Genomic DNA, 24,751 nt, shown 5'->3' on the forward strand with positions numbered 1-24,751 from the left:
CGTATGCCGTAATAAAGCATTACAAAAAATGTTCATGCTAATCGGTTTCTCGGAGAAAGCTGGTAGCGGTGTAAATAAGATTATAAAAGGTTGGAGAGAAGCTAACTGGCAAAAACCGTATGTTGAAGAATTGAACCGTCCGGACAAGGTGGAACTAACTTTACCTATGATAAGTTTATTACCGGATGATGCTGTAATCAAACTAAAAGAACTATTTGATGGAAAGATTGAAAAACTAACCCAAGATGAGTTAACGGCTTTGGTTACTTGTTATAGTGAAAATGAGATTAATAACACTCAACTACAATACGTTGTTCCTCAACATCGTTCAGATATCACAAAGATGCTAAAAAAACTCTGTAATGAAGGATTTTTGATTGCAGAAGGAAATGGCAGAGGAACGAAATACCATATTAATGAATCTGAGGGAAAGTTTGAAACTTTGGAAAATAAGGTTGAAAGTTCAGAGAATAATATGGAAAGCTCGGAAAGTAATATGGAGAGCTCGGAAAGTAATATGGAGAGTCTGAAGAGTAACATGGAGAGTTCAAAGCAAAATAAACAAAGAATGACTTTTGAAGAATTGCAAGCACTCATCATTTCGCTATCACAAGACTATATTAGTATTGAAGAAATAGCAACAAAAGTTCATAAAACACCTAAATATCTTATCAATTTTATTATCCCCAGAATGCTTCAAAACGGTACAATAGAGAGACTATACCCCGGAATTCCCAACCATCCGAAACAGAAATATAAAGCAACCAATAAAAACTTTAATAAGCAGTAATATTATATATGAAAATAGCCCATATAGATTTAGGAAAACACCCCATCTTACTTGCCCCGATGGAGGATGTAACCGATCCGGCTTTCCGCCTGATGTGCAAGAAATTCGGAGCAGACATGGTGTACACCGAGTTTGTATCGAGTGATGCACTGATACGTGCTGTCAGCAAGACTGCACAGAAACTAAGTATCAGTGACGCAGAACGTCCTGTCGCCATCCAGATATACGGGAAAGATACAGAGACAATGGTGGAAGCTGCCAAGATTGTAGAGCAGGCACAACCTGACATTCTGGATATAAACTTCGGATGTCCGGTGAAAAGAGTCGCCGGAAAAGGTGCAGGAGCAGGTATGCTACAAAATATCCCCAAGATGCTGGAGATCACCCGTGCTGTCGTAGATGCGGTGAAAATACCCGTAACAGTGAAGACTCGTTTGGGATGGGATGCAAACAATAAAGTAATTGTAGAATTAGCGGAACAATTGCAAGATTGTGGCATAGCCGCATTGACTATACATGGCCGTACCCGCGCACAAATGTATACCGGAGAGGCGGATTGGACACTGATAGGCGAAGTGAAGAATAATCCGAGAATGCATATTCCCATTATCGGCAATGGAGACGTGACCAGTCCTCAACGCTGTAAGGAGTGTTTTGACCGTTATGGAGTAGATGCTGTGATGATCGGTCGCGCCAGCTTCGGTCGTCCATGGATATTCAAGGAAGTAAAACACTATTTAGAGACAGGTGAAGAATTACCTCCACTTAGTTTTGAATGGTGTATGGAAGTACTTCGTCAGGAAGTGGTAGACAGCGTTAATCTGCTCGATGAGCGTAGAGGTATTTTGCATGTACGCCGTCATCTGGCCGCAAGCCCTCTATTCAAGGGAATCCCTAACTTCCGCAACACACGTATTGCGATGTTACGGGCAGAAACAAAAGAAGAGCTTTTCCGGATATTTGATGAAATCACTTCCCAACGCAAAGAAAATCCGGAAATTTAAATCAGCACCTATTATATCTATTCTTCAGGAACTTGTACTTGTTCCTGAAGAATAACATGATCTAATTAAAACGTCAAGGTCTTTGGTTTCTATTTAAACATCGGCTGCGCAAACCACTTTTTGAACATCCAGGTTACGACTACATACAATAGGAATGCAGAGAAGAAACCAACAATGGCATCAATCACATAATGCGCCTGAATATATACGGTAGCCCCACAGAGCAACATATAGAAAGGTATAAGACAGGCAAACAACTTCTTGCTGCCACGCCAAGCCATAATCATCAGAATAGTAGAAATGCCTACATGCGAACTGGGGAATGCCGCCGTAGGACGTTCACCCACTTGCTGCGAGCCTTCCACCAAACTATAAAAAAATCCGTGCTGATAGCCCGGTCCGGGAAGTAACTCCTGATTATGATTGAAATAATCACCGATAGCAGGAAAAATACCTTTAGATACATTATCAATACCAATGGCAGGAAAATAGAATTGAGGGCCTGCAACAGGAACGAATATATAAATCAGATAGTAAATAAAGAAAGAAGTGACAAGCACAAAAGACATCTTTTCGAACCACTCAAATTTATAAATGAAATAGAATAGAGCCACAATCAGCATCATCGGATAATAAAAGAAATATCCCATATTGAATGCCTCGCTGACTATAAGATGTGGAAACGTATGGCAGAACCAAATAGCAGGCTGACCATTGAAAATAAACTGTTCGGCAGTTGCAAATACATGATCCAAATTCGGAAAGAAACGATTGAACTCGAAAGTATCCGGATACCAGTAAGACAGCAGACTCATCTGAATGACAATACGCACAAACGCCGAAAATTTACAGGGAGCAAGACGATAAAGATACATCAATAAAAAAGTCATAGCCGCGATCATCGCCCTATCCAGCAACATGTGCCATGGATGATCCATCCGCTGAAACAGGAACAGAATCAATATGGAAGTCAACAGATTATAAATCAATGTAATCTTTTCCACAGCAAACAACCCTTTCCGGGTTTCTACGCGCTTAAATAAGTCTAAAGCCATCCTTCATTTTTATACCAGGCAATGGTTTCCCGAACTCCCTTTTCCAAATCATATTCGGGCACATACCCCAGTTCATCCATTACCGGGGTTATATCGCATTGCCAGTTGCGTTGTTTCATTATCTTATATTTATCCGAATTCAGGGTACTGCTCCTCCCGGAACGTGTAGCAATGAATTCAGCGAACAAAGATATAACTTTTAGCACAATTAATGGACATTTCAAGTGAAGAACAAACGGATTACCCAATTCTTTTTGTATCAGATCCGAAAAGGCACGGCTTTTATAAACTTTCCCGTCTGTCAAAAAATACGCCTTACGAACTACTTTTTTCTCTATTCCCAGGAAAATAGCCTGCACAATGTCTTTTACATACACAAAGGTCAAGTCCTGACGACGGAAACCTACCGAGAAATCAACGTGTTTCCGGATAGACTTTGCCATCAGATAGTAATCAGCTTCACGAGGTCCATAGACTCCTGTAGGACGATAAATGACATAAGGGAAACCGGGCATACTCTGAATATACAACTCCGCTTTCAGTTTGCTCAATCCATAAGCAGTATTGGGTACCGCAGGGTCGTCCGCTTTTATCGGAGTATAGTCCTTCTCACGTACAGGTCCGAACACACTCAATGTACTGATATAGATAAACTGTTTCGGAACCATATTCAGCTCCTTCAACGTATCGATAAAATATTTGGTCTGAAGATAATTTACATAGTCAAAAGAGTGCTTGTCGGGGCACTTTGTAACACCGGCACAATGAATGATATAATCAAATTTGTTGTAAGTGCCTTTATGCCCGGAGAGTTGGGCACGAAGTTCATTAGGGTGCGCAAAATCCAGTTCCAGAAAGTGGATTTTCCGGTTTTTCAAATACCGCTTGCTACTCGTAGAACGAATCCCGGCCCACACACCAAACTTTCGCTTCAACGCTTCCTCCACGATGAAACTGCCGATAAAACCACTCGCGCCTGTAATTAAAATACTCTCCATTATTACTTTTCAGGTCCTACATGAATATTAATTGAAAAAATATGATGCCACAAAGATACGATAAATATAAAATAAAAGCCATTTTGCTTTTCTCAATTATTATTTGTTTATTTGCAACGCGATTTATTTACTATTCAACACTTTTAAAGCACGTGGAAGATAAGGCCGATTTTGATTTTCTTTTTAAAGAGTACTATCCTCAACTTTATTATTATGCATTTCACCTGATTAATAATATGGAGGCTAGCAAGGATATCGTAAGCGACGCCTTCGAATTTATTTGGGCCAATTATGCAAAAATAGATAAAGCCACGGCTAAATCTTATCTATACATTTACGTTCGCAACAAAAGCATTGACTTCCTGCGACATCAGAATATACATGAACAGTATGTACAAATCTATTCCGAACTGACCAAAAGTTATGTTGAAACGGAATATCTGGAGCAGGATGAAAGAATGATGCATATCAGCAAGGCAATGGAAAAACTGACTCCACATACCAGGCATATTTTAGAAGAATGTTATATTCAACGCAAGAAATATCAGGAAGTGGCAGAAGAATTAAATATCAGTGTCAGTGCAGTCAGGAAGCATATTGTGAAAGCATTACAGGTGATACGTGAAGAATGTGCAAAAAAATCATAAATCAGGTATCTTTATTTTATGATTAAACGTAATATAAATAAGTATGATACAGTCAAACAGTGATGAATAAAGATATTGACAATATAAATAATACAGATGAATCTGTAGAGAAGGCGCTCGACATCATGGAGAGTTCTTCAGAGATAAACGACGAACAGCTGCAGGAGATGCTTAAAGATAAAGAAGTCCTGCAAGCTTGTCGCGACATCATGGATAGTAGTCTTTTCCTACAACAAAAAGGAGGAATAGAGCTTCCTAATGTAGAAATGGAATTGGAGCGATTTAAGAAAAAACAACATTCAACACGAATGCGTTCCAATCTCTGGAAGATAACTATCGGAATAGCCGCCATGATTACCGTTCTATTCGGGAGTTACTATTTAATTAATAGCCTGACAACCCCTGCACTCGAACCAATCACTGTATTCACTGCTGATACTACTCCCCAACATATTGTTTTGCAAAAAGATGACGGAGAAAAAGTTGTGTTAGACGAACCGCAGTCAAACAATCAAGTCCTGCCTAAAACCGCCATCGCAAAGTCTGAAAAAAAAGAGCTGGATTATAGGCAAGTCATCTCAACAACTACACAGACACATGTACTTACCGTACCACGAGGTGAAAGTTTCAAAGTGGTATTATGTGACGGCACAGAAGTCTGGCTGAATGCTAATAGTAATTTTGTTTACCCTACAGCCTTTATTGGCAACGAGCGTATCGTTACTTTAGAAGGCGAAGCTTATTTCAAGGTGGCCAAAGACTCCAAGCATCCCTTTATTGTAAAAACCAAGACAGTCCAAACCCGCGTTCTCGGCACGGAATTCAATATACGTAGCTATACTCCCGAAGATACTCATGTAGTACTTATTAACGGGAAAGTAGAAGTAAGTAACACAAAAGGAGGATCATATACCCGACTATATCCGGGAGAAGACGCACACCTGCAATCTGATGGAAATTTCGTTCTAACAGAAGTAGACTTAGACTCTTACGTCTATTGGAAAGACGGCTATTTCTATTTTGACAATATTACATTGAAAGATATTATGCAAAACTTAGGACGCTGGTACAATGTAAACATAGAATTCAGAAACAAAGAAGCAATGACATATAAAATGCATTTCATATCCGATCGCACTAAAGATTTAGAGCATACAATCTCATTGCTTAACAGAATGAAAAAAGTCACTGTCACCTTGCAAGGCAATACGCTTACCATAGACTAGGTTTTTATTGCATAAGTATAACAAATCTATGCAATAAACAACAAAATATCACTTTTATTAAAAAATAAATCGCAAAAGGGGTATCCATTTTCTTTTCTCATACGCATTAGTTATATAAACATATCCAAATAGTGTTATTAAAAACAAACGTATGAGAAATAATTGGAACTTATTTATTGTGTGTTTTCTATGCGTATTGTGCTTCCAGCCTTACCAAGTTAATGCTCAAACGCAATCACAAAAGAAAATCACGATTGAGATTAGCAACGAACGATTGCCATCCGTACTTAAACGTCTGGAAAAACTCTCCGGCTACAAAATCCTATTTACGTATGACGATGTCAAGAAATTCACCGTTTCCGGCTCTGTCAAAGATAAGAGTATAGAGCAGACTCTCGATATTATCTTAGCCAATAAGCCACTAGAATACCATATTGAAGATCAATTTATCACAATTACTTCCAAAGGTCCTTCCAAACAAGCGAAAGTATTCAATGTAAAAGGAGTGGTAATTTCCGGTGATGACGGACAGCCTCTCATCGGTGCAACTGTTGTCATCAAGGGAAGCAAGTCCGGTGTATTAACAGACATAGACGGAAAGTTTTCGATAGAAAATGTATCCAATAAATCCCTGTTACAATTTTCTTATATAGGAATGAAGCCACAAGATCTGACTCCTACCCCAACTATGAATGTTACATTAATGCCTGATGTACAAACTTTATCAGAAGTAGTAGTAACAGGTATGCAAAAAATGGATAAACGCCTGTTTACAGGAGCAACCAAACAATTGTCCGCAGATGAAGTGAAACTAGATGGTTTGCCTGATATCAGCCGTGGACTTGAAGGACGCGCCGCAGGCGTATCTGTACAAAATGTTTCCGGCACGTTTGGTACTGCCCCGAAAATCCGGGTACGCGGTGCCACATCTATTTTCGGTAGTTCAAAGCCATTATGGGTAGTAGATGGAGTCATCATGGAGGATGCTATTGACGTAGGTCCGGATGACTTATCTTCAGGAGATGCAGAGACGCTAATCAGTTCAGCCATTGCCGGGTTGAATTCAGATGATATCGAGAGCTTTCAAATATTGAAAGACGGATCAGCAACCTCTATCTATGGCGCACGAGCCATGGCAGGGGTTATTGTAGTAACAACCAAGAAGGGAAAAGCCGGCGTTAGCAAAATGAGCTATACCGGTGAATTTACAACCCGTATGATTCCCAGTTATAAAGAATTCAACATTATGAATTCGCAGGAACAAATGGGAATCTACAAAGAGATGGAGCAGAAAGGATGGCTTAATAACAGCGATACTTACCGTGCCAAAGATAGTGGTGTATATGGACGTATGTATCAATTAATCAATCAATATAACCCGGCTACAGGACAATTCGGACTTGCCAACACGCCGGAAGCACGTAATGCTTACCTGCGCGAAGCGGAAATGAGAAATACCGACTGGTTCAATACCTTATTTTCCAACAACGTTACACAAAACCATTCGGTCAGTATCACTTCCGGAACTGAAAAGTCTTCATTCTATGCTTCATTAAGTGCGATGTCAGATCCGGGATGGTATAAACAAAGCGAAGTAAAACGTTATACTGCTAATTTAAATACAACATATAATATATATAAGAATTTATCTATAAACCTGATCTCCAGTGCTTCCTACCGTAAACAGAAAGCCCCCGGGACACTAAGTTCAGAGGTTAATGCAGCAAGTGGAGAAGTTACCCGTCAGTTTGACATCAATCCCTATTCGTATGCACTAAATACATCACGTGCACTAGATCCAACAGTTGACTATACAGCCAACTATGCACCGTTCAATATCCTCCATGAATTGGATAACAATTATATGGATTTGAATGTAGCTGATGTTAAGTTTCAAGGAGAAATAAAATGGAAAGCACTTCCGGAGTTAGAGCTAAGTGCATTAGGAGCAGTCAGATATCAGGCTTCTTCACAAGAACACAATATCAAAGATCACTCGAATCAGGCAACCGCTTATCGCACAGGAATGGACGACGCTACCATTCGTGACGAAAACAACTTATTGTATACCAATCCGGATAATCCGTATGCTTTGCCTATCAGTATACTACCGGAAGGAGGTATTTACCAGCGTAAGGACTATCGTATGTTGGGGGTAGACTTCCGTGCCACAGCATCCTGGAATCATTTATTTGCAGAAAAGCATATAACCAATCTTTTCGCCGGTATGGAAGTAAATGATTTGAAACGTATGCAAAATTATTTTCAAGGATGGGGAATGCAATATACAATGGGTGAAATACCATCGTATGTATATGAATTCTTCAAGAAGGGCATTGAATCCGGTGAAAGCTATTATGGATTAAACCATACAACAACAAGAAGTGTAGCAGGCTTTGCCAACGCAACTTATTCTTATGATGGACGTTATACAGTAAACGGAACATTCCGCTATGAAGGCACCAATCGCATGGGAAAAAGCCGTTCTTCCCGCTGGCTTCCTACATGGAATATGTCAGGAGCATGGAATGTACATGAAGAAAATTTCTTCAAGACATTCAGCTCTGTACTGTCACACTTAACATTCAAAGCATCCTACTCTTTAACAGCCGATAGAGGACCGGAATATGTGACCAACTCACATGCCATAATCACTAGTTATTCACCATTTCGTCCTTTCACCAGCGGACAGGAAACAGGACTTTATGTATCTGATCCTGAAAACAGTGAATTAACCTACGAAAAAAAGCATGAGTTGAACATCGGTGCCGACCTGGGATTCTTAGACAACCGGATCAATTTTTCGATCGACTGGTATAAACGCAACAACTATGACCTGATTGGTATTACCCCGACACAAGGAGTAGGCGGTTCTATCTACAAATATGCCAATATAGCTTCCATGAAATCACATGGTATCGAGTTCACCATCTCAAGTAAGAATATCCAGTCGAAAAACTTTTCATGGCATACAGACTTCATCTTTTCCAAAGCAAAAAATAAAGTTACAGAACTGAATGCCCGTTCCAGCGTAATGGATTTAGTTTCAGGTTACGGTTTTGCCCGTCAGGGTTACCCGGTACGTGGTTTGTTTTCCATTCCATTTGTCGGCCTAAATTCAAATGGTATCCCGATGTATAATATCAATGGAAAAATAACCAGTACCGATATTGATTTTCAGACACGTGACAACATAGACTACCTAAAATATGAAGGTCCTACTGATCCTACCATAACAGGAAGTTTTGGTAATATTTTCACTTATAAAGCATTCAAACTGAATGTATTCATCACCTATTCATTTGGTAATGTAGTACGTTTGAATCCATGTTTCAGCTATCAATACAGTGACTTATCTTCTATGCCACGCGAATTCAAGAATCGCTGGACAGTGCCAGGTGATGAGAAACGCACGAATATCCCCGCTATTATCTCGAAACGCCAATATGAAGATAATAAAGATTTAATGTATGCATATAATGCCTACAATTATTCTACAGAACGAATTGCCAAGGGAGACTTTATCCGTATGAAGGAAATATCCTTGTCCTATGACTTCCCCCAATCATGGATTGCACCAGCAAAGATATCTAATTTATCTTTGAAACTTCAGGCTACCAATTTATTCCTGATTTATGCAGATAAAAAACTCAACGGACAGGACCCGGAATTCTTCAATACCGGTGGAGTAGCTTCCCCTGTACCTCGTCAGTTTACATTGACTCTTAGATTAGGATTTTAACCATTCAGATAATTATAAAAATGATGAAATACAGAAACGTCTTATATACAACACTCATTTCAGCTCTATGTCTGGAAACAACTTCCTGTAGTGATTTTTTAGATGAAATGCCGGATAACCGAACTGAATTGACTACTGAAGAAAGTATTACTAAAGTTCTGGTATCTGCATATCCTATGACTACCAACTGTCACATAGGAGAATTTTACAGTGACAATATTGATGAAAATAGCAGAGCATACAGCTATCTTTTCCGATTAAACGAACATTTGTACCGTTGGCAACAAACGACTGAAGAAAATCAGGACTCTCCCCATGCTCTATGGAATGACTGTTATAACTCGATTGCATCAGCCAACCAAGCCTTGGCGGCTATTGAGCAGATGGGAAATCCTCAATCATTATCAGCCCAAAAAGGCGAAGCTTTGATATGCCGTGCATACAATCATTTTGTATTAGCTACCACATTCTGCAAAGCGTATGGTACAAATGGAGACAAAGACTTGGGTATACCTTACATAAAAGAACCGGAAACATCTGTAAATCCACAATACTCACGCGGAACAGTTGCTGAAGTATACGAAAATATTGCAGCCGATTTAGAAGAAGGACTGCCTTTAATTGATGACAATATTTACTCACGGGTAAAATATCATTTTAATAAGAAGGCCGCTTATGCATTTGCAGCCCGCTTTTATCTATATTATACACAACCGGATTTTTCCAACTGTCAGAAAGTTATCAATTATGCCAATATAGTACTCGGTAATAATGCGTCCCAATATTTACGTGACTGGGCTGCATTAGGAGCTTTATCTCCCAACAAGAATATACAGCCGAACGCTTATGTAGATGCAGATAACCGTGCCAATCTAATGGTAATATCAGCAGCTTCATATTGGCCATTGGTTTCCGATCCGGGTTATGCCAACTGCGAAAGGTATTGCATGAACAATATTACTGCTTCGGAAAGTTGTAAATCCGAAGGTCCATGGGGAGATCAGTCAAGTTATCATCAGATCCCATTTTCACCCGGTGGCTCTATAAAGAACGGATTCCGCCGCTTAGTTATCTATCAGCAATTCACGTCGGGCAACAGTTGGATCGGCTACATGCTGTATCCTGCTTTTACCACCGACGAAGCATTGCTTTGCCGAGCTGAAGCCTACACGTTACTAAAACGTTATGACGAAGCTGCCGCTGATATAGATGCCTGGCAGAAAGCCTTTACAAAAAACACCCAAACTTTGACCAAGGAGACAATCAATGATTTTTATGCCCGACTAAAATATTACACACCGGAAGCTCCGACAGTAAAAAAGGAATTGCATCCGGATTTTGTAGTAGAAAAAGGAATGCAGGAGAATCTAATACATTGTATTCTACATGCAAGACGTCTGCTAACCTTAGAAGAGGGGCTTAGATGGCAAGATATAAAACGCTATGGTATTATAATCTACCGCCGCTATTATGAAGGTTATACCTTGGTGAATATCACCGACAAGATGGACACGAATGACCCCAGACGTGCAATTCAGCTACCGGCCAGTGTCATTACAGCAGGTATGCAACCAAATCCAAGAAATGACTAAATAACTTTAGGAGGAAAAAAATATGAAGAAATACATCATATACAGTTTAATCATGACATTGACCTGTGGACTGGGTGCTTGCAACAATGACGAAGACGTAGACAAAGCAAACAGCATTTTCTCCACAGAAGAAGTAGATCGTAGCCCATTCGACAAGTGGATATTAGGCAATTATACCCATCCATACAACATTGCATTAAAATATCGCATGGAAGATAACGAGAGCGACATGACACACATATTAGCACCTGCCGAATACAAAAAGTCTGTGGTACTGGCTAAAATTATCAAACATGTGTGGCTGGAAGCATACGATGAAGCAACAGGCAATCCGAACTTCTTACGCCAATATATTCCTAAGACAATCCACTTTATCGGTTCCCCCGCCTATGAAGACAATGGAACTATGGTATTAGGAACAGCTGAAGGCGGCATGAAAATTACATTATACAATGTAAATGACATCAATCCCGACCAAATAGATATTAACCTGTTAAACGACTACTATTTCCAGACAATGCACCATGAGTTCGCACATATTCTGCATCAAACTAAAAACTATGATCCGGCCTTTGACCGTATTACGGAAAATGCCTACATCGGTAGCGACTGGTATATGGTGGGAGCCGACCGCAATGCATGGCAACAAGGATTTGTCACTCCTTATGCAATGAGTGAATCACGTGAAGATTTTGTGGAGAACATCGCAGTGTATGTCACAAATACCAAAGACTACTGGAATAACATGCTGCAAAATGCCGGTGAAAACGGCCGTACACTCATAAAGCAGAAATTCGAAATAGTCTATAGTTATATGGAACAAACCTGGGGAATCAATCTGGACGAATTACGCGAGATTGTTCTACGACGCCAGGATGACATAGCAAACGGCTATGTAGACTTAAGTATTATTGAATAAAATATGAAAATTATGAAGAAATATCTATCCATATACACACTTCTGGCATTGGCCTGCATTGTTTTGCAATCTTGTCTTTTCTCCGAAGAAGAAATATTCGACGAATCATCTGCCAATAGAGCCACAGCCGATGTAATCAAATGCCAGGAGATTCTTAAAGATGTGCCGAACGGCTGGAAACTGGAATATTACATAGGAAGCAACTATTCTGCAGGTGCAATCACTTTACTAATGAAATTTGACGGGAAGCAGGTAGAAATGGCTTCGGAAACAGGCGCAGAAAGCTATAAACCGGGAACTATAATAACCTCTCTGTATCAAGTAAAATCGGAACAAAGCACAATGCTCACTTTCGACTCATACAACCCACTGATCCATATGTTTTCAGGTCCTTTAGGCCTGAACATGAACCTAGGAGGGGATTACGAGTTTATTATAATGAGCGCAACTCCCGACAAAGTAATTCTGCAAGGAAAAAAATACAAAAACATAATGGAGATGACGCCTATGCCCAAAGATATACCATGGCGTATTCAGATTGAAGATATCATTAACATTGAGAAAGATGCTTTTCTAAATACATACCGCATGGAGAAAGGCAGACAAGTACTGAATTACTTTATACGCAACAATGGCACAATGGCTACATTCTCCGCTTACAGCGCCGATTATAGTAGTGCAAGAAGTTTACCCTATATCTACACAGAAAAAGGATTAAAGTTACAATCCCCGTACAATGTCAACGGACTTGAAGTCCAGAACTTCAAATGGGATAGAAAGTCCAGACTATTTGTTTGTACCGACGCAGGAGCAACTGACATCGTACTTAAAGAATATTATCCCGAAAACTATCTACAATATGAAGACTATATCGGTACCTACACTGCAACGATTGACGATTATGACGAAGGGCCAACTTCGCAATCTGTAACCATCTCTCCTAAAGTCAGAGGAGAAAGTTATACACTGAAAAGTATTGGCGGATTCAACTTCACCCTCCAGTATGACAAAGCCAGCGGAAAACTGGTCTTAGATTCACAAAGTATAAGTTCGACTTCTTCCTCGTCTTATTACTTTGCGTGCGCGGCAGGTGTGGAAGGCTATGCCCACACAGAATTAAGTCTGCCATCACGCCTACGCAACGGATTGGTAAATGTGACGACAAACAGCAACCCTTTCACTTTTTACTTTGCGGATAAAGCAAGCCAGGAAAATACATCATTGATAATCTGGGCTTATTCATCTGATGAATATTCAACCTCCGGACTAATGGGTTACTGGAGCTGGTATAACTCAATCTTAATGGTAAAAGAAAACGAAAGTAATTAATACGATTATGAGAAAGCTTTTTAATATATTCTTATTTGTACTTTGCAGCGTAGCAATAGCGGGATGCAATGATACGGAAAGCAGCGAATCCAAGTTAGAAATCAAAGCTGTAAATACTAATTTCCAAGCTACCGGCGGAAAAGGATACATACAACTTCAGTCAACAGGAAATATAACAGCAGATGTTGACGTCGATTGGTGTGTGCTGAAAGAAGTAAATCCTAATGAAGTGGTATTCGAAGTAAAAGAAAATACCGGGTACTCCGGTAGAAATGCTTTATTGACAATCAGTAACGGAGTAGAGACAGAAGCATTCAACATCAATCAATCCGGAGCTGTTTTCATCTTCGGCAAAGACGAATGGATGCTCCGTACCGACAATAAAGCAGCTACTCTGCCAATAAAACTACAAAGTTCTTTCGATTATACAATAGACATACCCGCAGAAGCTCAAGAATGGTTGTCATTTGAACAGAATGCGAAGGGAATAAATTTCAAGGTAAAAGAAAATACCTCCGGAAAAATGAGAGGAGCTATTGTCAATGTGGCAGCAAAAGACAGATCGGCTTCTTATCAGGTAATACAATATGATGTTGACGAACTTACCGGAACATGGCAAGGCATGTTTTCAGACGGGCAAATGAATTACGGTTTGAAAGATGTCACCATTGAGAAACAGGAAGACGGAACATACCAGCTTTCAAACATTCTAACCGGATTGCCTTACAAACTGAAAGCAAAAGCCATAGACAATTGCCTGGCTTTTGGGGCCGGTCAAAACCTAGGAGTCTTCGAGGACAATTTATATCTCTCATTCGAAATTCTTAGCTCTGACCTATATTATGTAAAAGATCCTTCTGTAACAATCTCATTAGGCCCCGTAATGTTAACAGACGGAACATTCGTTTTCGCTTTTTCCGGAATAAAAGAAAGTGATCCTTTCGGTTTTGTTTTCCGGGTATATGAAGATGCAAAACTACAGAAAGTTATAGACAATCTGTCCATTTTTATTAATTGTATTCTATTTAAAGAAGACATAATCCAATAACATATGAAAAAGATACTATTAACTAGCTTTATCGTGGCATTAGGATTACTTGGTGCAAGCTGTAAAGATGACAACAGCACCGCAGGCGGAGGAGGAGAAATACTTCCGGACCAACAGGTAAGCTGTGAGATATTTATGCCGACTAACGGAGAAACCGTTATAATATCAGACAAACTGATTATCAGAGGAGAAGGAACGACTAACTATGGTAAAATTATCTCCGCTGAACTTAAAGTAGGAGGAGAAGTTATTACCGACATAAGTTCGGTTCCATTCTACTATGAATACACTTTCCCCAAGGAAGCTGAACCAGGAGAGTTGAAAATTGAATTAGCAGTCAAAGGAGATCATGAAGGCAGTGCTTTGGCAACTATTACTGTCACAACAGAACTCGGTGACAGACCTGCACCACCTCAATATGGAGAAGACCTCACAGATACACGTGATGGAAATGTATACAAGACGGTACAACTTGCAGACCAGTTATGGATGGCAGAAAATTTACGCTATTTACCGGAACAGAATTTTGATATATCTTCAACAGCGCCCCAATATTATGTCATGTTCGACAGTGATATCAAAACAGACTTGGGAAAAGCTTATTTAAAAGCTTATGGAGCCTACTATAACTTACCTGCAGCACTTCAAGGTGAAACAGCATTAGGAGAAGATGAAACACGAAATATAAAAGGTGTTTGTCCTGACGGATGGCATATTCCGTCGCAAAAAGAATGGCAGACATTATCTAAATATGTTTTAGACTCCGGCATGGCCGCTATCATGAGTGATGGTCAAGTAGACGAAACAGCCATAGCAAAAGCTTTAGCTTCAACAACAATGTGGATGCTGCCAGAATATACAGAAATAGAACCTCAACCAACTTGGGTTGGCGTAGAAATGGAAAAGAATAATGCAACCTTGTTCAACGGTTTACCCATCGGATTCCGTGCATGTGCAGGTGACGAAGATTGGATGCATACCTGCTACAGTGCCGGCTGGTGGAGTTCGACAGCCGGAGTACAAATGGGACCTGAATTCGGTATCACCGTACGTTTATGGTCAGACCTCCACACATTTGTAACCAATGCAGAATTCAATCCGGGAGTAGGTCTTCCTGTCCGTTGTATCAAAGACTAACGATTATATTATTACTCACTAAATATAAATACATTTATGAAAAAATTTGGATTCTTTTTATTCGCAGTCTTAGGACTAATTGCTTGTGGTGACGACAACAACGACCCTACTCCCGAGCAACATGTAACATGCTCCATATCTGCACCTGCTGAAGGAGCTATGGTAAACATTGCAGAAAAAATGACAATCAAAGGAGAAGCTACGATTGACTCTGGTGAAATCTCAAACGTCACATTAAAAGTAGGAGGCAAAGCTATATCAGAAGTTACTGCTGTGCCTTTTAGCTATGATTATACATTTGAAGCTAACCAAGCCGAAGGAGCATTAAAAATTGAATTAACCGTCAAAGGTGATCAAGGAACAATGGCTACAAGCGAAGTTAACATCACTCTGACAAAGCCGGAACCCACTCCTGAACCTGGCGAAGGAGAAATGGTTGATTCACGTGATAACCATGTATACAAAACCGTAGAAATCGGTGAGCAGACATGGATGGCTGAAAATCTGGCTTATTTACCTAAAGTGAATAAACCTGCCGCTGCCGCTACTTGCGAAGGAGAACCTCTTTATTTCGTTTATGACTACGATGGTGAAGATGTAAATGCCGCAAAAAATACTGAAACATACAAAACATATGGAGTTCTATATAATTGGTATGCTGCAATGAACAAAGAAAATGAAGAAGGGAAGGACGCAGATGCTGTACCAAGTGGAGTACAAGGAATCTGTCCAAGTGGATGGCACCTACCTAGTAAAGCAGAGTGGAAAATATTAGAAAATTTTGTAGCTGAACAATTACCCCCTGTCGAAGGAGATGTATGGGAAGATGATTTTGGAGACAAACACTCTGATCCAAATTGCAAGAATGTTTGGTCAGCATTAGCAGGTCTTGAAGGATGGAGTGCTTCCGGAAACTCCGACATGAACCCTGACTTGGCAAATGGACCTCGTAATACTTACGGACTTACAATTATTCCTTCCGGGCAATGCTATCAAACAGGAAGCTTTGGCTGGTCAGAAAGTGGTGCTGATTTCTGGACCACAGAAATGCAAAGCCAAGGAGCAGGAAATATTACTTTTAGTAATAATAGCTATGGAATAACTTATTCTAAATATGGAATAACCCCCAAACGTGGTTTTCCTATACGCTGTATAAAAGACTAATTTAATAATATAAATCTCTCTTAAGTATACATAGAGGTGTGTCGGGATGACATGCCTCTTTTTCTGTTTATAAATAATCAAGCAATATTTCTCTATCGACTTAATACTTCACAGAAAAGCAAATCAAAAAATAAACAGACCTTGACAACAAACTAACCAAAAATTTGTTTACTTTGTATCCTATCAATGATTGAACTACTAATAAATTCCATATAATATGGCAAAAAAGAAAGAAAAGAAAGAGAAAAAGGCCGGCAAAAGAATGAGTAAGAAAGAGCTGGCAGCATTATTAATAGACTTTTTCCATGCCAAATCCAGCGAGACCTTGAGTATGAAATATATATTTTCGGAACTGCGTCTCACTACCCATCCGCAGAAAATGTTATGCGTCGATATATTACATGACCTTTTAGCTGACGATTATATTTCTGAAATAGAAAAAGGAAAATTCCGTCTCACCAATCACGGAACAGAGATGGTAGGCACTTTCCAACGGAAAAGCAATGGCAAGAATTCCTTTATTCCTGAAGGAGGAGGCGAGCCGATATTTGTAGCCGAACGCAATTCGGCACATGCCATGAACAATGACAAAGTAAAGATCACCTTCTATGCCAAACGGAAGAACAGAGAAGCCGAAGGAGAAGTGATAGAAATACTGGAACGCGCCAACGATACATTCGTCGGCACACTGGAAGTAGCTAAGTCATACGCATTTCTGGTGACAGAGAACCGTACATTAGCCAATGATATTTTCATCCCGAAAGATAAGCTGAAAGGCGGAAAGACCGGAGATAAAGCCATTGTGAAAGTAACCGAATGGCCGGACAAAGCAAAGAATCCTATCGGACAAGTAATAGATATATTAGGTCAGGCTGGCGACAATACCACAGAGATGCACGCAATTCTTGCAGAGTTCGGTCTGCCGTATGTATATCCGAAAGCAGTAGAGACAGCAGCAGATAAGATTCCTGCCGAGATTTCAGCAGAAGAGATTGCCAAACGCGAAGATTTCCGTAAGGTAACAACTTTCACCATCGACCCGAAAGATGCCAAAGACTTTGACGACGCACTTTCCATCCGCAAGCTAAAGGACGGATTGTGGGAAGTAGGTGTACACATTGCCGACGTGACACATTACGTAAAAGAAGGCAGCATCATCGACAAGGAAGCAGAAAAGCGGGCAACTTCCGTTTATCTGGTAGACCGTACCATCCCGATGCTTCCCGAACGGCTGTGTAACTTCATTTGTTCACTCCGCCCGAACGAAGAAAAACTAGCTTTCTCCGTTATCTTTGATATTACGGAAAAAGGAGAAGTCAGAGACTCACGCATCGTACATACGGTTATCAACTCCGACCGTCGCTTCACCTACGAAGAGGCACAACAAATCATAGAAACAAAAGAAGGAGACTTCAAAGAAGAAGTACTCACATTAGATACGATTGCCAAAGCACTGCGCGAAAAACGCTTCTCTGCAGGAGCCATCAACTTCGACCGCTACGAAGTAAAGTTCGAGATTGACGAAAAAGGAAAACCAATCAGCGTTTACTTCAAAGAGTCAAAAGATGCCAATAAACTGGTGGAAGAATTCATGTTGCTCGCTAACAAGACCGTAGCAGAAAAGATAGGATGTGTGCCGAAGAACAAGAAAGCCAAAGTGCTTCCTTACCGTATCCACGACCTGCCCGATCCGGAGAAGTTGGAGAACTTGTCACAGTTCATCGCCCGCTTCGGCTACAAAGTGCGTACAAGCGGAACGAAGACTGATATTTCAAAATCCATCAACCATTTATTGGACGACATACACGGAAAGAAAGAAGAGAACCTGATAGAAACCGTATCCATCCGCGCCATGCAGAAAGCACGTTACTCAACCCATAACATCGGTCACTACGGACTAGCTTTCGAATATTACACTCACTTTACTTCTCCCATCCGCCGTTTCCCGGACATGATGGTACACCGTTTGGTGACGAAGTATATGGACGGAGGACGTAGCGTATCCGAAGCCAAGTACGAAGACCTCTGCGACCACAGCTCGAACATGGAACAAATTGCAGCCAATGCCGAACGTGCTTCCATCAAATATAAACAGGTGGAATTCATGAGCGAACGTCTGGGGCAGATTTACGACGGTGTAATCTCCGGCGTAACCGAGTGGGGACTTTATGTAGAACTGAACGAAAACAAATGTGAAGGTCTGGTCCCTGTTCGTGATCTGGATGATGACTACTACGAATTCGACGAGAAGAACTATTGTCTTCGCGGACGCCGCAAAAACAAAATATACAGTTTGGGAGACGCTATTACTGTTCGGGTAGCTCGTGCCAATCTGGAAAAGAAACAATTGGATTTTGAATTAATAGAAAAGTAAAAGTTTGAATATTCAAACAAACAGAAAAGCTCATTCAACCCCTGATAACATTAGTACAGAAATACGATTGATTAGATAAATCTGTGAAAGTAACGAGAAAAAAGTTCGCATAGATTTGTGTAATCAGTCGTAAGTCTGTACTTTAGCGTATCATTTTGATTATTCTTACTATTATAACATTCATATATCCATGAAGACTGTCATTATCGAAGACAAACAACGAATCGAGTCCATTATTCTGCATTGCGATGCCTGTTTTGTGGGCATTACAGATTTAGAAGGTAATCCCTATGTAGTTCCCATGAACTTCGGTTATGAAAATGGTATCATATATCTGCATTCAGGTCCCGAAGGCAGCAAGTTAGAGATGTTGGAACATAATAATAATGTATGCATCACTTTCAGCCTTGGACATAAACTTGTCTACCAACACGAAAAGGTAGCCTGCAGTTACAGTATGCGTTCCGAAAGCGCGATGTGTCGGGGGCAAGTAGAATTCATCGAAGAGATAGACGATAAACGTCGTGCACTGGATATTATCATGCGTCATTATACAGACAACGCATTCAGCTATTCCGATCCTGCCGTACGTAACGTAAAAGTGTGGAAAGTAGCTGTCCGGCAGATGACAGGAAAAGTCTTCGGTCTGCGAGCCAACGAAAAGCCATAAAACAGTTTCCGGCTTTCGGCTAATGAATTTAACTTCATGTGCCACACCCGTTTAAGAAACGAATTCAGCATTCAAGAAGCATGACGGAGTATCTCCAAGCAAATTTCTCTAAACAAAAGTTTAGAACACTTTTACCCTCACACCCTCATCCTCTGCTTGTATCTCTTTATCCATCGGCATTACAGGTGTGAGGGTAAAGGTGATAGTAAGTGAGGGTAGGCAGTTACCCTCACCCTGTTTCATTCTAAATGTTGTCCTACTTCCTTGTATTACGTAGGAAGTGCAACCGATATATATCTATTATCCCTTCATTATCCATCCGTTAAACCACCGATATAGTTAATTCACCACAGCCGTGGGGAGATCTTCCCACAGCTGTGGTAACTTCTCTTCACGGCCGTGAAGAGAAGTCGTCACGGCCGTGGGAAGCTAACTATATCGGTAGTCTGATGCAAGAAGAGCGGTAACTTAATACAATAATAAAGGGGAGATAAGGTATTCTTCCCTGCTTCATAATATCCATTCTCCCTATACACCAGTACCAAGACAGCCGTTTATAACATGATTATTAGGAAGATTTACTGAATATTCCTTCTAATTTCACACCCCTATTCTGTTGGGATTTTCTAAAGAAACTTTATCTTTGTAATGTCAACAATTAAAAGAATATGGTTCGTTTTAATCTTGTTATCACCTTACTACTAATGATAAATATGGCTGTCAAAGCCGAACTGACCAACCGGATGTTCGATGTCAGGCATGTAGGCTATGCAGAAGGCCTTAGTAGTCAACGTGTTTTTTCGATTGTCGAGGATGGAGACGGTGCAATGTGGATTGCTACAAAAACCGGAATAGACAGATACAACGGTCATACGGTAAAGAACTATGATTTACCGGGCAGTTTCTATTATGGCGATCTTGCCGGACGCAGGCTTTACTTATTGTACGACGCACAACAAGGACTGTTTGCCTACGACCATACCGGACGAATTTACCGATACTCCACCATCCTGGATCATTTTGAGCAAGTCCTCCACCTGGGACAATTGATTCAGGAAGAAGTCATCTTGAACAAACTCTGTTTGGATAGTGACGGAACCTGGTGGATGGGGGCGGATAAAGGACTATACAAGCAAGAAGCGGACCATCGTATAGTTGCCGTACTGAAAGGACAATATGTCAACGACATCGCATTTGCCGGCGAGTCGCTTTTTGTGGGTACTTCTAACGGAGTCTGGCAACTGTCACACGCCCTGCCGGATAAGAAACGCCAGCTGCTGGAAGGGTGGAATGTACAAACATTGTTCTGCGACAAACCGAAAAAAGAACTCTGGATAGGCACATTTGGCAGCGGTTTGTCTGTGATGAACCTCAACACTTCCAAAGTGCTTGCGCTGGAGGGACAAGGGAGCACGTTCCTTCATCCGATACGGGCAATTACAGACTATGATGTACATACCATACTCATAGGCGTAGACGGTGGCGGTGTGTATGCGATAGACAAGGACACCAAGAAAGCCCGTTTACTGATGAACACCAAAGATGACACAGATACTTACCTGCGCGGAAACGGCGTATATGCCGTAACCAGAGACGACCAGGGCAACATCTGGATAGGTAGTTATACGGGAGGTGTATCCGTGGCTATCCTGCTGAAACATCCCATTTCGATATTAATACACGAAAAGGGAAATACCCATTCTCTCATCAGCAACAACGTGAATGATATCGAAGAAAATCCGGATGGCAACCAATGGTTCGCTACCGATGATGGAATCAGCATCCGAAACACCTTGTCAGGCACTTGGAAACACGTGCTGAAAGAAATCGTAACCATTTCTCTTTGCACATCCGGAAATGGGAACGTATGGGTAGGAACGTACGGAGACGGAGTGTATCTACTGGATAACAACGGACGCGTGTTACGCCATCTCACCAAGCAACAAGGGCAATTGACCACCAATTATATTTTCTCCGTCAGACAAGACATGGAGGGAGACTTATGGATAGGAGGTCTGGACGGATGCCTGATCATGTTTGAAAAAGAAAAAGGCAGCAGACGGTCTTTCGACGTGAATTGGGTACAATCCATTGAACCTATCGACCGAAACCGGGTAGCGGTGGCTACCGTCAATGGTTTCTTCCTGGTGGACAAACATACAGGGAATATACAGCACTATGCCAATTCCCAGGAATTTCACAATCAGAATGTCAGTGCTTATATCATCTCTATGCTGTTCAATGACGACGGAACCGTGTGGCTGGGAACCGAAGGGGGAGGATTGAATCTATATGACATGAAAAACCGGACGGTAAAGACTTTCACTGTTCAAGAGGGATTGCCGTCCAACGATATATATAGTTTGCAGCGAGACGACAAGAAACGCTTGTGGGTCAGCACCGGAAAAGGAATTGCCTTGATAGACAGCCTGCGCGTGTCGAACCTCAACTATGCGGGCAATATAGACAAGGAATATAACAAATCCTCATTTGCCCGGTTGATGAACGGCGAGTTTGTGTATGGCAGCACGGATGGCGCTGTCTTTATCATGCCACTCGACATCTCAACCGTAGACTACTGGACGCTCCTGCGTTTCACTGGGCTGACGGTTGATTATCAAAACGTCCAGGAAGAAGAATCGTTGAAACCTGCCATCTATGATATGCTTGCCGACCGTGCGGTACGGCTCGGCTATAAATACAACTCGTTTACCGTTTCTTTTGAATCTATCAACTATCGTTTCCAGCGCGATATTGTCTATCAGCATATTTTAGAAGGGTATGACAATGACTGGAGCAAACCGTCTGCCGAGGGGAAGGCATCCTACACCAAGGTATCGCCGGGCACTTATCTTTTTAAGGTGCGCAGCCTGCGGCGCAGCGACGGAAAGACTATCTCCGAAAGCACCTTAGAAGTGAAAGTGAGCCAGCCATGGTGGAACTCGTGGTGGGCTTGGACTATTTACCTATTTATAATAGGCTTCGTTTTCTATTTCATCCTGCGCTATAAGAGCAACCAGCTCCAAAAGAAATACGACGAAGACAAAATACGTTTCTTTATCGACACGGCACACGACATTCGCACGCCGGTAACGCTTATCATGGCACCGCTGGAGGATTTGAACCGGGAACAGGATCTCTCGGACAAAGCCCGTTATTACCTGAATCTGGCCCATGAAAGTACCCGGAAACTCCATTCGCTCATTACACAATTGCTCGAATTTGAAAAGGTAGACGCCCACAAGCCATCCTCTTCATCGGTTCCGCTTTGTCTGAATGAAGTTTTGCTGAAAGAAGCCTCCGTCTTCCGGTCTTTTTGCGAGAAGAAGCAGTTGACACTGAATCTGACCCAACCCGACGAATCCGTTTTCGTTTCAGCCGACAAACACCTGATAGAGATGTTACTCGACAATCTTCTTTCCAATGCCTGCAAATACACCATGCCCCAAGGAGAAATCAGCCTGGATTTGAAAGCCACGAAACGCAAAGCCATCCTTTCGTTGAAAGATAACGGAATAGGCATACCGAAGAAAGCGAAGAAGCACATCTTCTCCGATATTTACAGAGCCGAAAATGCCCGGCAGTCACAGGAAGAAGGAACCGGATTCGGACTGTTGCAGGTGCAGCGCATTGTAAAGATGCTACATGGAAAAATCACTTTCTGTTCCGAGGAGGGCAAGGGAACTACTTTCATCGTAACATTGCCGCGAACCACCACCGTAGCCGAACCCGTGTCGCACGAATCATCCCTCGAACACCTTGCCGGCACATCGGATAATAACAGCCACGAAACGGATAAAATAAAAGATCCGGACGACCGGAATACATTGCTCATTGTAGAAGACCACGAAACTCTCCGTCACTACCTCCGCCAGACCTTTGAGCACCTCTATCGGGTGATTGATGTTGCCGACGGACACGAAGCTATCGCCTGTCTCGCCAATGAATATCCGGATATCATCCTCTCCGACGTCATGATGCCCGGCATACGGGGTGACGAGCTTTGCAGAATGGTCAAGGAAAATCCTGACACATCAGGTATTCCGGTCGTTCTGCTGACGGCAAAGGCTAACCACGAAGCAATAGTGGAAGGATTGAAGAAAGGCGCGGATGATTATATCCCCAAACCATTCAGTACAGAGATACTGAAATTGAAAGTACAAGGATTGATTGACAATCGAAACAGGCAACGGCAGTTTTTCATGCGGCAAGCCATCGCTCAAGTAGAGGCGGGCGGCAAACGTGACGACAATGAAAGCAATGAAAACAATGAAAGTATCGACAACAAAAACGTAACGACAGCAAGCGAAACAATGGCCGAGGGCGACCGCCGGTTTATCATGCAAGCTACCCAGTTTGTTCTTGAACATTTGGATGAACCCGATTTCAACATCAATCTCTTGTGCCATGAAATGGCAATGAGCCGGACACTATTCTACAGTCGCCTTAAATCACTGACGGGAAAAGGGCCGCAAGAGTTTATCCGTATCATACGGCTACAAAAAGCTGCCGAACTGCTGAAAGAAGGTAAAAGCGTAACCGATGTCGCCGCCGAAACCGGATTTGTCAACACGAAGTATTTCAGTTCATTGTTCAAGAAACAATTCGGGATGCAGCCAAGTAAATATAGTGGGAAGTAGACAAGCATTCATGTTCGGTTTTGAATTAAAATTAGCTCGTTTCCGGTACAGTAATGAACTGTTTCAGCCTATTCTGACAAGGGTATATTCTCACTGCAATGAGAAAAAGTTCTCATTATAATGAGTATTTCTTCTCATACCTATGAGTATTTTTTCTCATAGTGATAAGTATACTTGAGAATGTTTACGGAAGTTTTTTTGAATTATAATTGTATGAGTTTACCTCATTTCCGTACCGTTCTTAATTAAATGGGAATTTAGCGGTTAAATGAGAATTTATCGGTTAAATGGGAATTTTGCAGTTAGGCTGAAAGCCTTACAATTATATATTTATTGGGGTGCCCTGAAAGGGCTTAATTATATAGCGTAGGGCAACGCCCTACGAAAAGAACACACCAGCCACAAGCCCTGAAAGG

Annotated in this window: 17 protein-coding genes; 14 read left to right on the forward strand and 3 right to left on the reverse strand. The window is 41.3% G+C overall.

What is annotated here, in order from left to right:
• Together LPH68_RS21380 and dusB are read left to right on the forward strand one after the other, a co-directional pair.
• On the forward strand, nt 1–790 hold a 790-nt coding region (locus tag LPH68_RS21380), incomplete at its 5' end, for a Fic family protein (RefSeq protein ID WP_370638808.1).
• Nucleotides 791–798: 8 nt separating this feature from the next.
• Nucleotides 799–1,794, forward strand: coding sequence for a tRNA dihydrouridine synthase DusB (gene dusB, locus LPH68_RS21385; RefSeq protein ID WP_004317023.1), 996 nt, complete (start codon nt 799–801; stop codon nt 1,792–1,794).
• 89 nt (nt 1,795–1,883) lie between these two features.
• On the opposite strand, the gene LPH68_RS21390 is transcribed toward dusB, so the two are convergent.
• Together LPH68_RS21390 and LPH68_RS21395 are read right to left on the reverse strand one after the other, a co-directional pair.
• The gene (locus LPH68_RS21390) at nt 1,884–2,849 is read right to left on the reverse strand and encodes a phosphatase PAP2 family protein (RefSeq protein WP_004302696.1); all 966 of its coding nucleotides are present in this window, start codon (nt 2,847–2,849) and stop codon (nt 1,884–1,886) included.
• On the reverse strand, nt 2,840–3,847 hold the full coding sequence (locus tag LPH68_RS21395) for an NAD(P)-dependent oxidoreductase (RefSeq protein WP_008643933.1): 1,008 nt from the start codon (nt 3,845–3,847) through the stop codon (nt 2,840–2,842). The genes LPH68_RS21390 and LPH68_RS21395 overlap by 10 nt, the downstream gene beginning before the upstream one ends.
• A gap of 44 nt (nt 3,848–3,891) precedes the next feature.
• On the opposite strand from LPH68_RS21395, the gene LPH68_RS21400 reads away from it, so the two are divergent.
• The 11 genes from LPH68_RS21400 (at nt 3,892) to LPH68_RS21450 (ending at nt 19,695) form a co-directional block, all read left to right on the forward strand.
• Entirely contained in the window at nt 3,892–4,494 is a 603-nt protein-coding gene (locus LPH68_RS21400; RefSeq protein ID WP_004317021.1) for an RNA polymerase sigma-70 factor, read from the forward strand.
• Nucleotides 4,495–4,556: 62 nt separating this feature from the next.
• Complete coding sequence (locus LPH68_RS21405) at nt 4,557–5,720, forward strand: FecR family protein (RefSeq protein ID WP_151923772.1); 1,164 nt, start codon at nt 4,557–4,559, stop codon at nt 5,718–5,720.
• A gap of 151 nt (nt 5,721–5,871) precedes the next feature.
• Entirely contained in the window at nt 5,872–9,462 is a 3,591-nt protein-coding gene (locus LPH68_RS21410) for a SusC/RagA family TonB-linked outer membrane protein (protein WP_192923123.1), read from the forward strand.
• 23 nt (nt 9,463–9,485) lie between these two features.
• Nucleotides 9,486–11,054, forward strand: a complete 1,569-nt coding sequence (locus LPH68_RS21415; protein WP_049701387.1) for a RagB/SusD family nutrient uptake outer membrane protein — start codon at nt 9,486–9,488, stop codon at nt 11,052–11,054.
• Between the two features lie 22 nt (nt 11,055–11,076).
• Nucleotides 11,077–11,973, forward strand: coding sequence for a putative zinc-binding metallopeptidase (locus LPH68_RS21420; RefSeq protein ID WP_049701388.1), 897 nt, complete (start codon nt 11,077–11,079; stop codon nt 11,971–11,973).
• A 12-nt stretch (nt 11,974–11,985) separates the two neighbouring features.
• The gene (locus LPH68_RS21425; RefSeq protein WP_151923773.1) at nt 11,986–13,302 is read left to right on the forward strand and encodes a DUF4302 domain-containing protein; all 1,317 of its coding nucleotides are present in this window, start codon (nt 11,986–11,988) and stop codon (nt 13,300–13,302) included.
• 7 nt (nt 13,303–13,309) lie between these two features.
• Nucleotides 13,310–14,350: a BACON domain-containing protein gene (locus LPH68_RS21430; protein ID WP_230297126.1), complete on the forward strand. Its 1,041-nt coding sequence runs from the start codon at nt 13,310–13,312 to the stop codon at nt 14,348–14,350.
• A gap of 3 nt (nt 14,351–14,353) precedes the next feature.
• Complete coding sequence (locus LPH68_RS21435; protein WP_151923774.1) at nt 14,354–15,487, forward strand: fibrobacter succinogenes major paralogous domain-containing protein; 1,134 nt, start codon at nt 14,354–14,356, stop codon at nt 15,485–15,487.
• A gap of 36 nt (nt 15,488–15,523) precedes the next feature.
• The gene (locus LPH68_RS21440; RefSeq protein WP_151923775.1) at nt 15,524–16,651 is read left to right on the forward strand and encodes an FISUMP domain-containing protein; all 1,128 of its coding nucleotides are present in this window, start codon (nt 15,524–15,526) and stop codon (nt 16,649–16,651) included.
• 217 nt (nt 16,652–16,868) lie between these two features.
• Complete coding sequence (gene rnr, locus LPH68_RS21445; RefSeq protein WP_004298552.1) at nt 16,869–19,025, forward strand: ribonuclease R; 2,157 nt, start codon at nt 16,869–16,871, stop codon at nt 19,023–19,025.
• A gap of 190 nt (nt 19,026–19,215) precedes the next feature.
• Nucleotides 19,216–19,695 (forward strand): pyridoxamine 5'-phosphate oxidase family protein, encoded by a 480-nt coding sequence (locus LPH68_RS21450; protein WP_004317010.1) that lies wholly within the window; start codon nt 19,216–19,218, stop codon nt 19,693–19,695.
• Between the two features lie 120 nt (nt 19,696–19,815).
• On the opposite strand, the gene LPH68_RS26655 is transcribed toward LPH68_RS21450, so the two are convergent.
• On the reverse strand, nt 19,816–19,938 hold the full coding sequence (locus LPH68_RS26655) for a hypothetical protein (RefSeq protein ID WP_255299338.1): 123 nt from the start codon (nt 19,936–19,938) through the stop codon (nt 19,816–19,818).
• A gap of 425 nt (nt 19,939–20,363) precedes the next feature.
• On the opposite strand from LPH68_RS26655, the gene LPH68_RS21455 reads away from it, so the two are divergent.
• Nucleotides 20,364–24,335, forward strand: coding sequence for a hybrid sensor histidine kinase/response regulator transcription factor (locus LPH68_RS21455; RefSeq protein WP_151936013.1), 3,972 nt, complete (start codon nt 20,364–20,366; stop codon nt 24,333–24,335).
• Nucleotides 24,336–24,751 lie beyond the last annotated feature (416 nt).

The sequence above is a fragment of the Bacteroides sp. 1_1_30 genome (genome assembly GCF_020982715.1).
Classification (GTDB): Bacteria; Bacteroidota; Bacteroidia; order Bacteroidales; family Bacteroidaceae; genus Bacteroides; species Bacteroides xylanisolvens.

Excerpts from the sequence above, each read along its gene's own strand:
- dusB (WP_004317023.1), top strand. The coding sequence starts at position 799 with ATGAAAATAGCCCATATAGATTTAGGAAAACACCCCATCTTACTTGCC.
- LPH68_RS21390 (WP_004302696.1), bottom strand. The coding sequence starts at position 2,849 with ATGGCTTTAGACTTATTTAAGCGCGTAGAAACCCGGAAAGGGTTGTTT.
- LPH68_RS21395 (WP_008643933.1), bottom strand. The coding sequence starts at position 3,847 with ATGGAGAGTATTTTAATTACAGGCGCGAGTGGTTTTATCGGCAGTTTC.
- LPH68_RS21400 (WP_004317021.1), top strand. The coding sequence starts at position 3,892 with ATGCCACAAAGATACGATAAATATAAAATAAAAGCCATTTTGCTTTTC.
- LPH68_RS21405 (WP_151923772.1), top strand. The coding sequence starts at position 4,557 with ATGAATAAAGATATTGACAATATAAATAATACAGATGAATCTGTAGAG.
- LPH68_RS21410 (WP_192923123.1), top strand. The coding sequence starts at position 5,872 with ATGAGAAATAATTGGAACTTATTTATTGTGTGTTTTCTATGCGTATTG.
- LPH68_RS21415 (WP_049701387.1), top strand. The coding sequence starts at position 9,486 with ATGAAATACAGAAACGTCTTATATACAACACTCATTTCAGCTCTATGT.
- LPH68_RS21420 (WP_049701388.1), top strand. The coding sequence starts at position 11,077 with ATGAAGAAATACATCATATACAGTTTAATCATGACATTGACCTGTGGA.
- LPH68_RS21425 (WP_151923773.1), top strand. The coding sequence starts at position 11,986 with ATGAAGAAATATCTATCCATATACACACTTCTGGCATTGGCCTGCATT.
- LPH68_RS21430 (WP_230297126.1), top strand. The coding sequence starts at position 13,310 with ATGAGAAAGCTTTTTAATATATTCTTATTTGTACTTTGCAGCGTAGCA.
- LPH68_RS21435 (WP_151923774.1), top strand. The coding sequence starts at position 14,354 with ATGAAAAAGATACTATTAACTAGCTTTATCGTGGCATTAGGATTACTT.
- LPH68_RS21440 (WP_151923775.1), top strand. The coding sequence starts at position 15,524 with ATGAAAAAATTTGGATTCTTTTTATTCGCAGTCTTAGGACTAATTGCT.
- rnr (WP_004298552.1), top strand. The coding sequence starts at position 16,869 with ATGGCAAAAAAGAAAGAAAAGAAAGAGAAAAAGGCCGGCAAAAGAATG.
- LPH68_RS21450 (WP_004317010.1), top strand. The coding sequence starts at position 19,216 with ATGAAGACTGTCATTATCGAAGACAAACAACGAATCGAGTCCATTATT.
- LPH68_RS26655 (WP_255299338.1), bottom strand. The coding sequence starts at position 19,938 with ATGAAACAGGGTGAGGGTAACTGCCTACCCTCACTTACTATCACCTTT.
- LPH68_RS21455 (WP_151936013.1), top strand. The coding sequence starts at position 20,364 with ATGGTTCGTTTTAATCTTGTTATCACCTTACTACTAATGATAAATATG.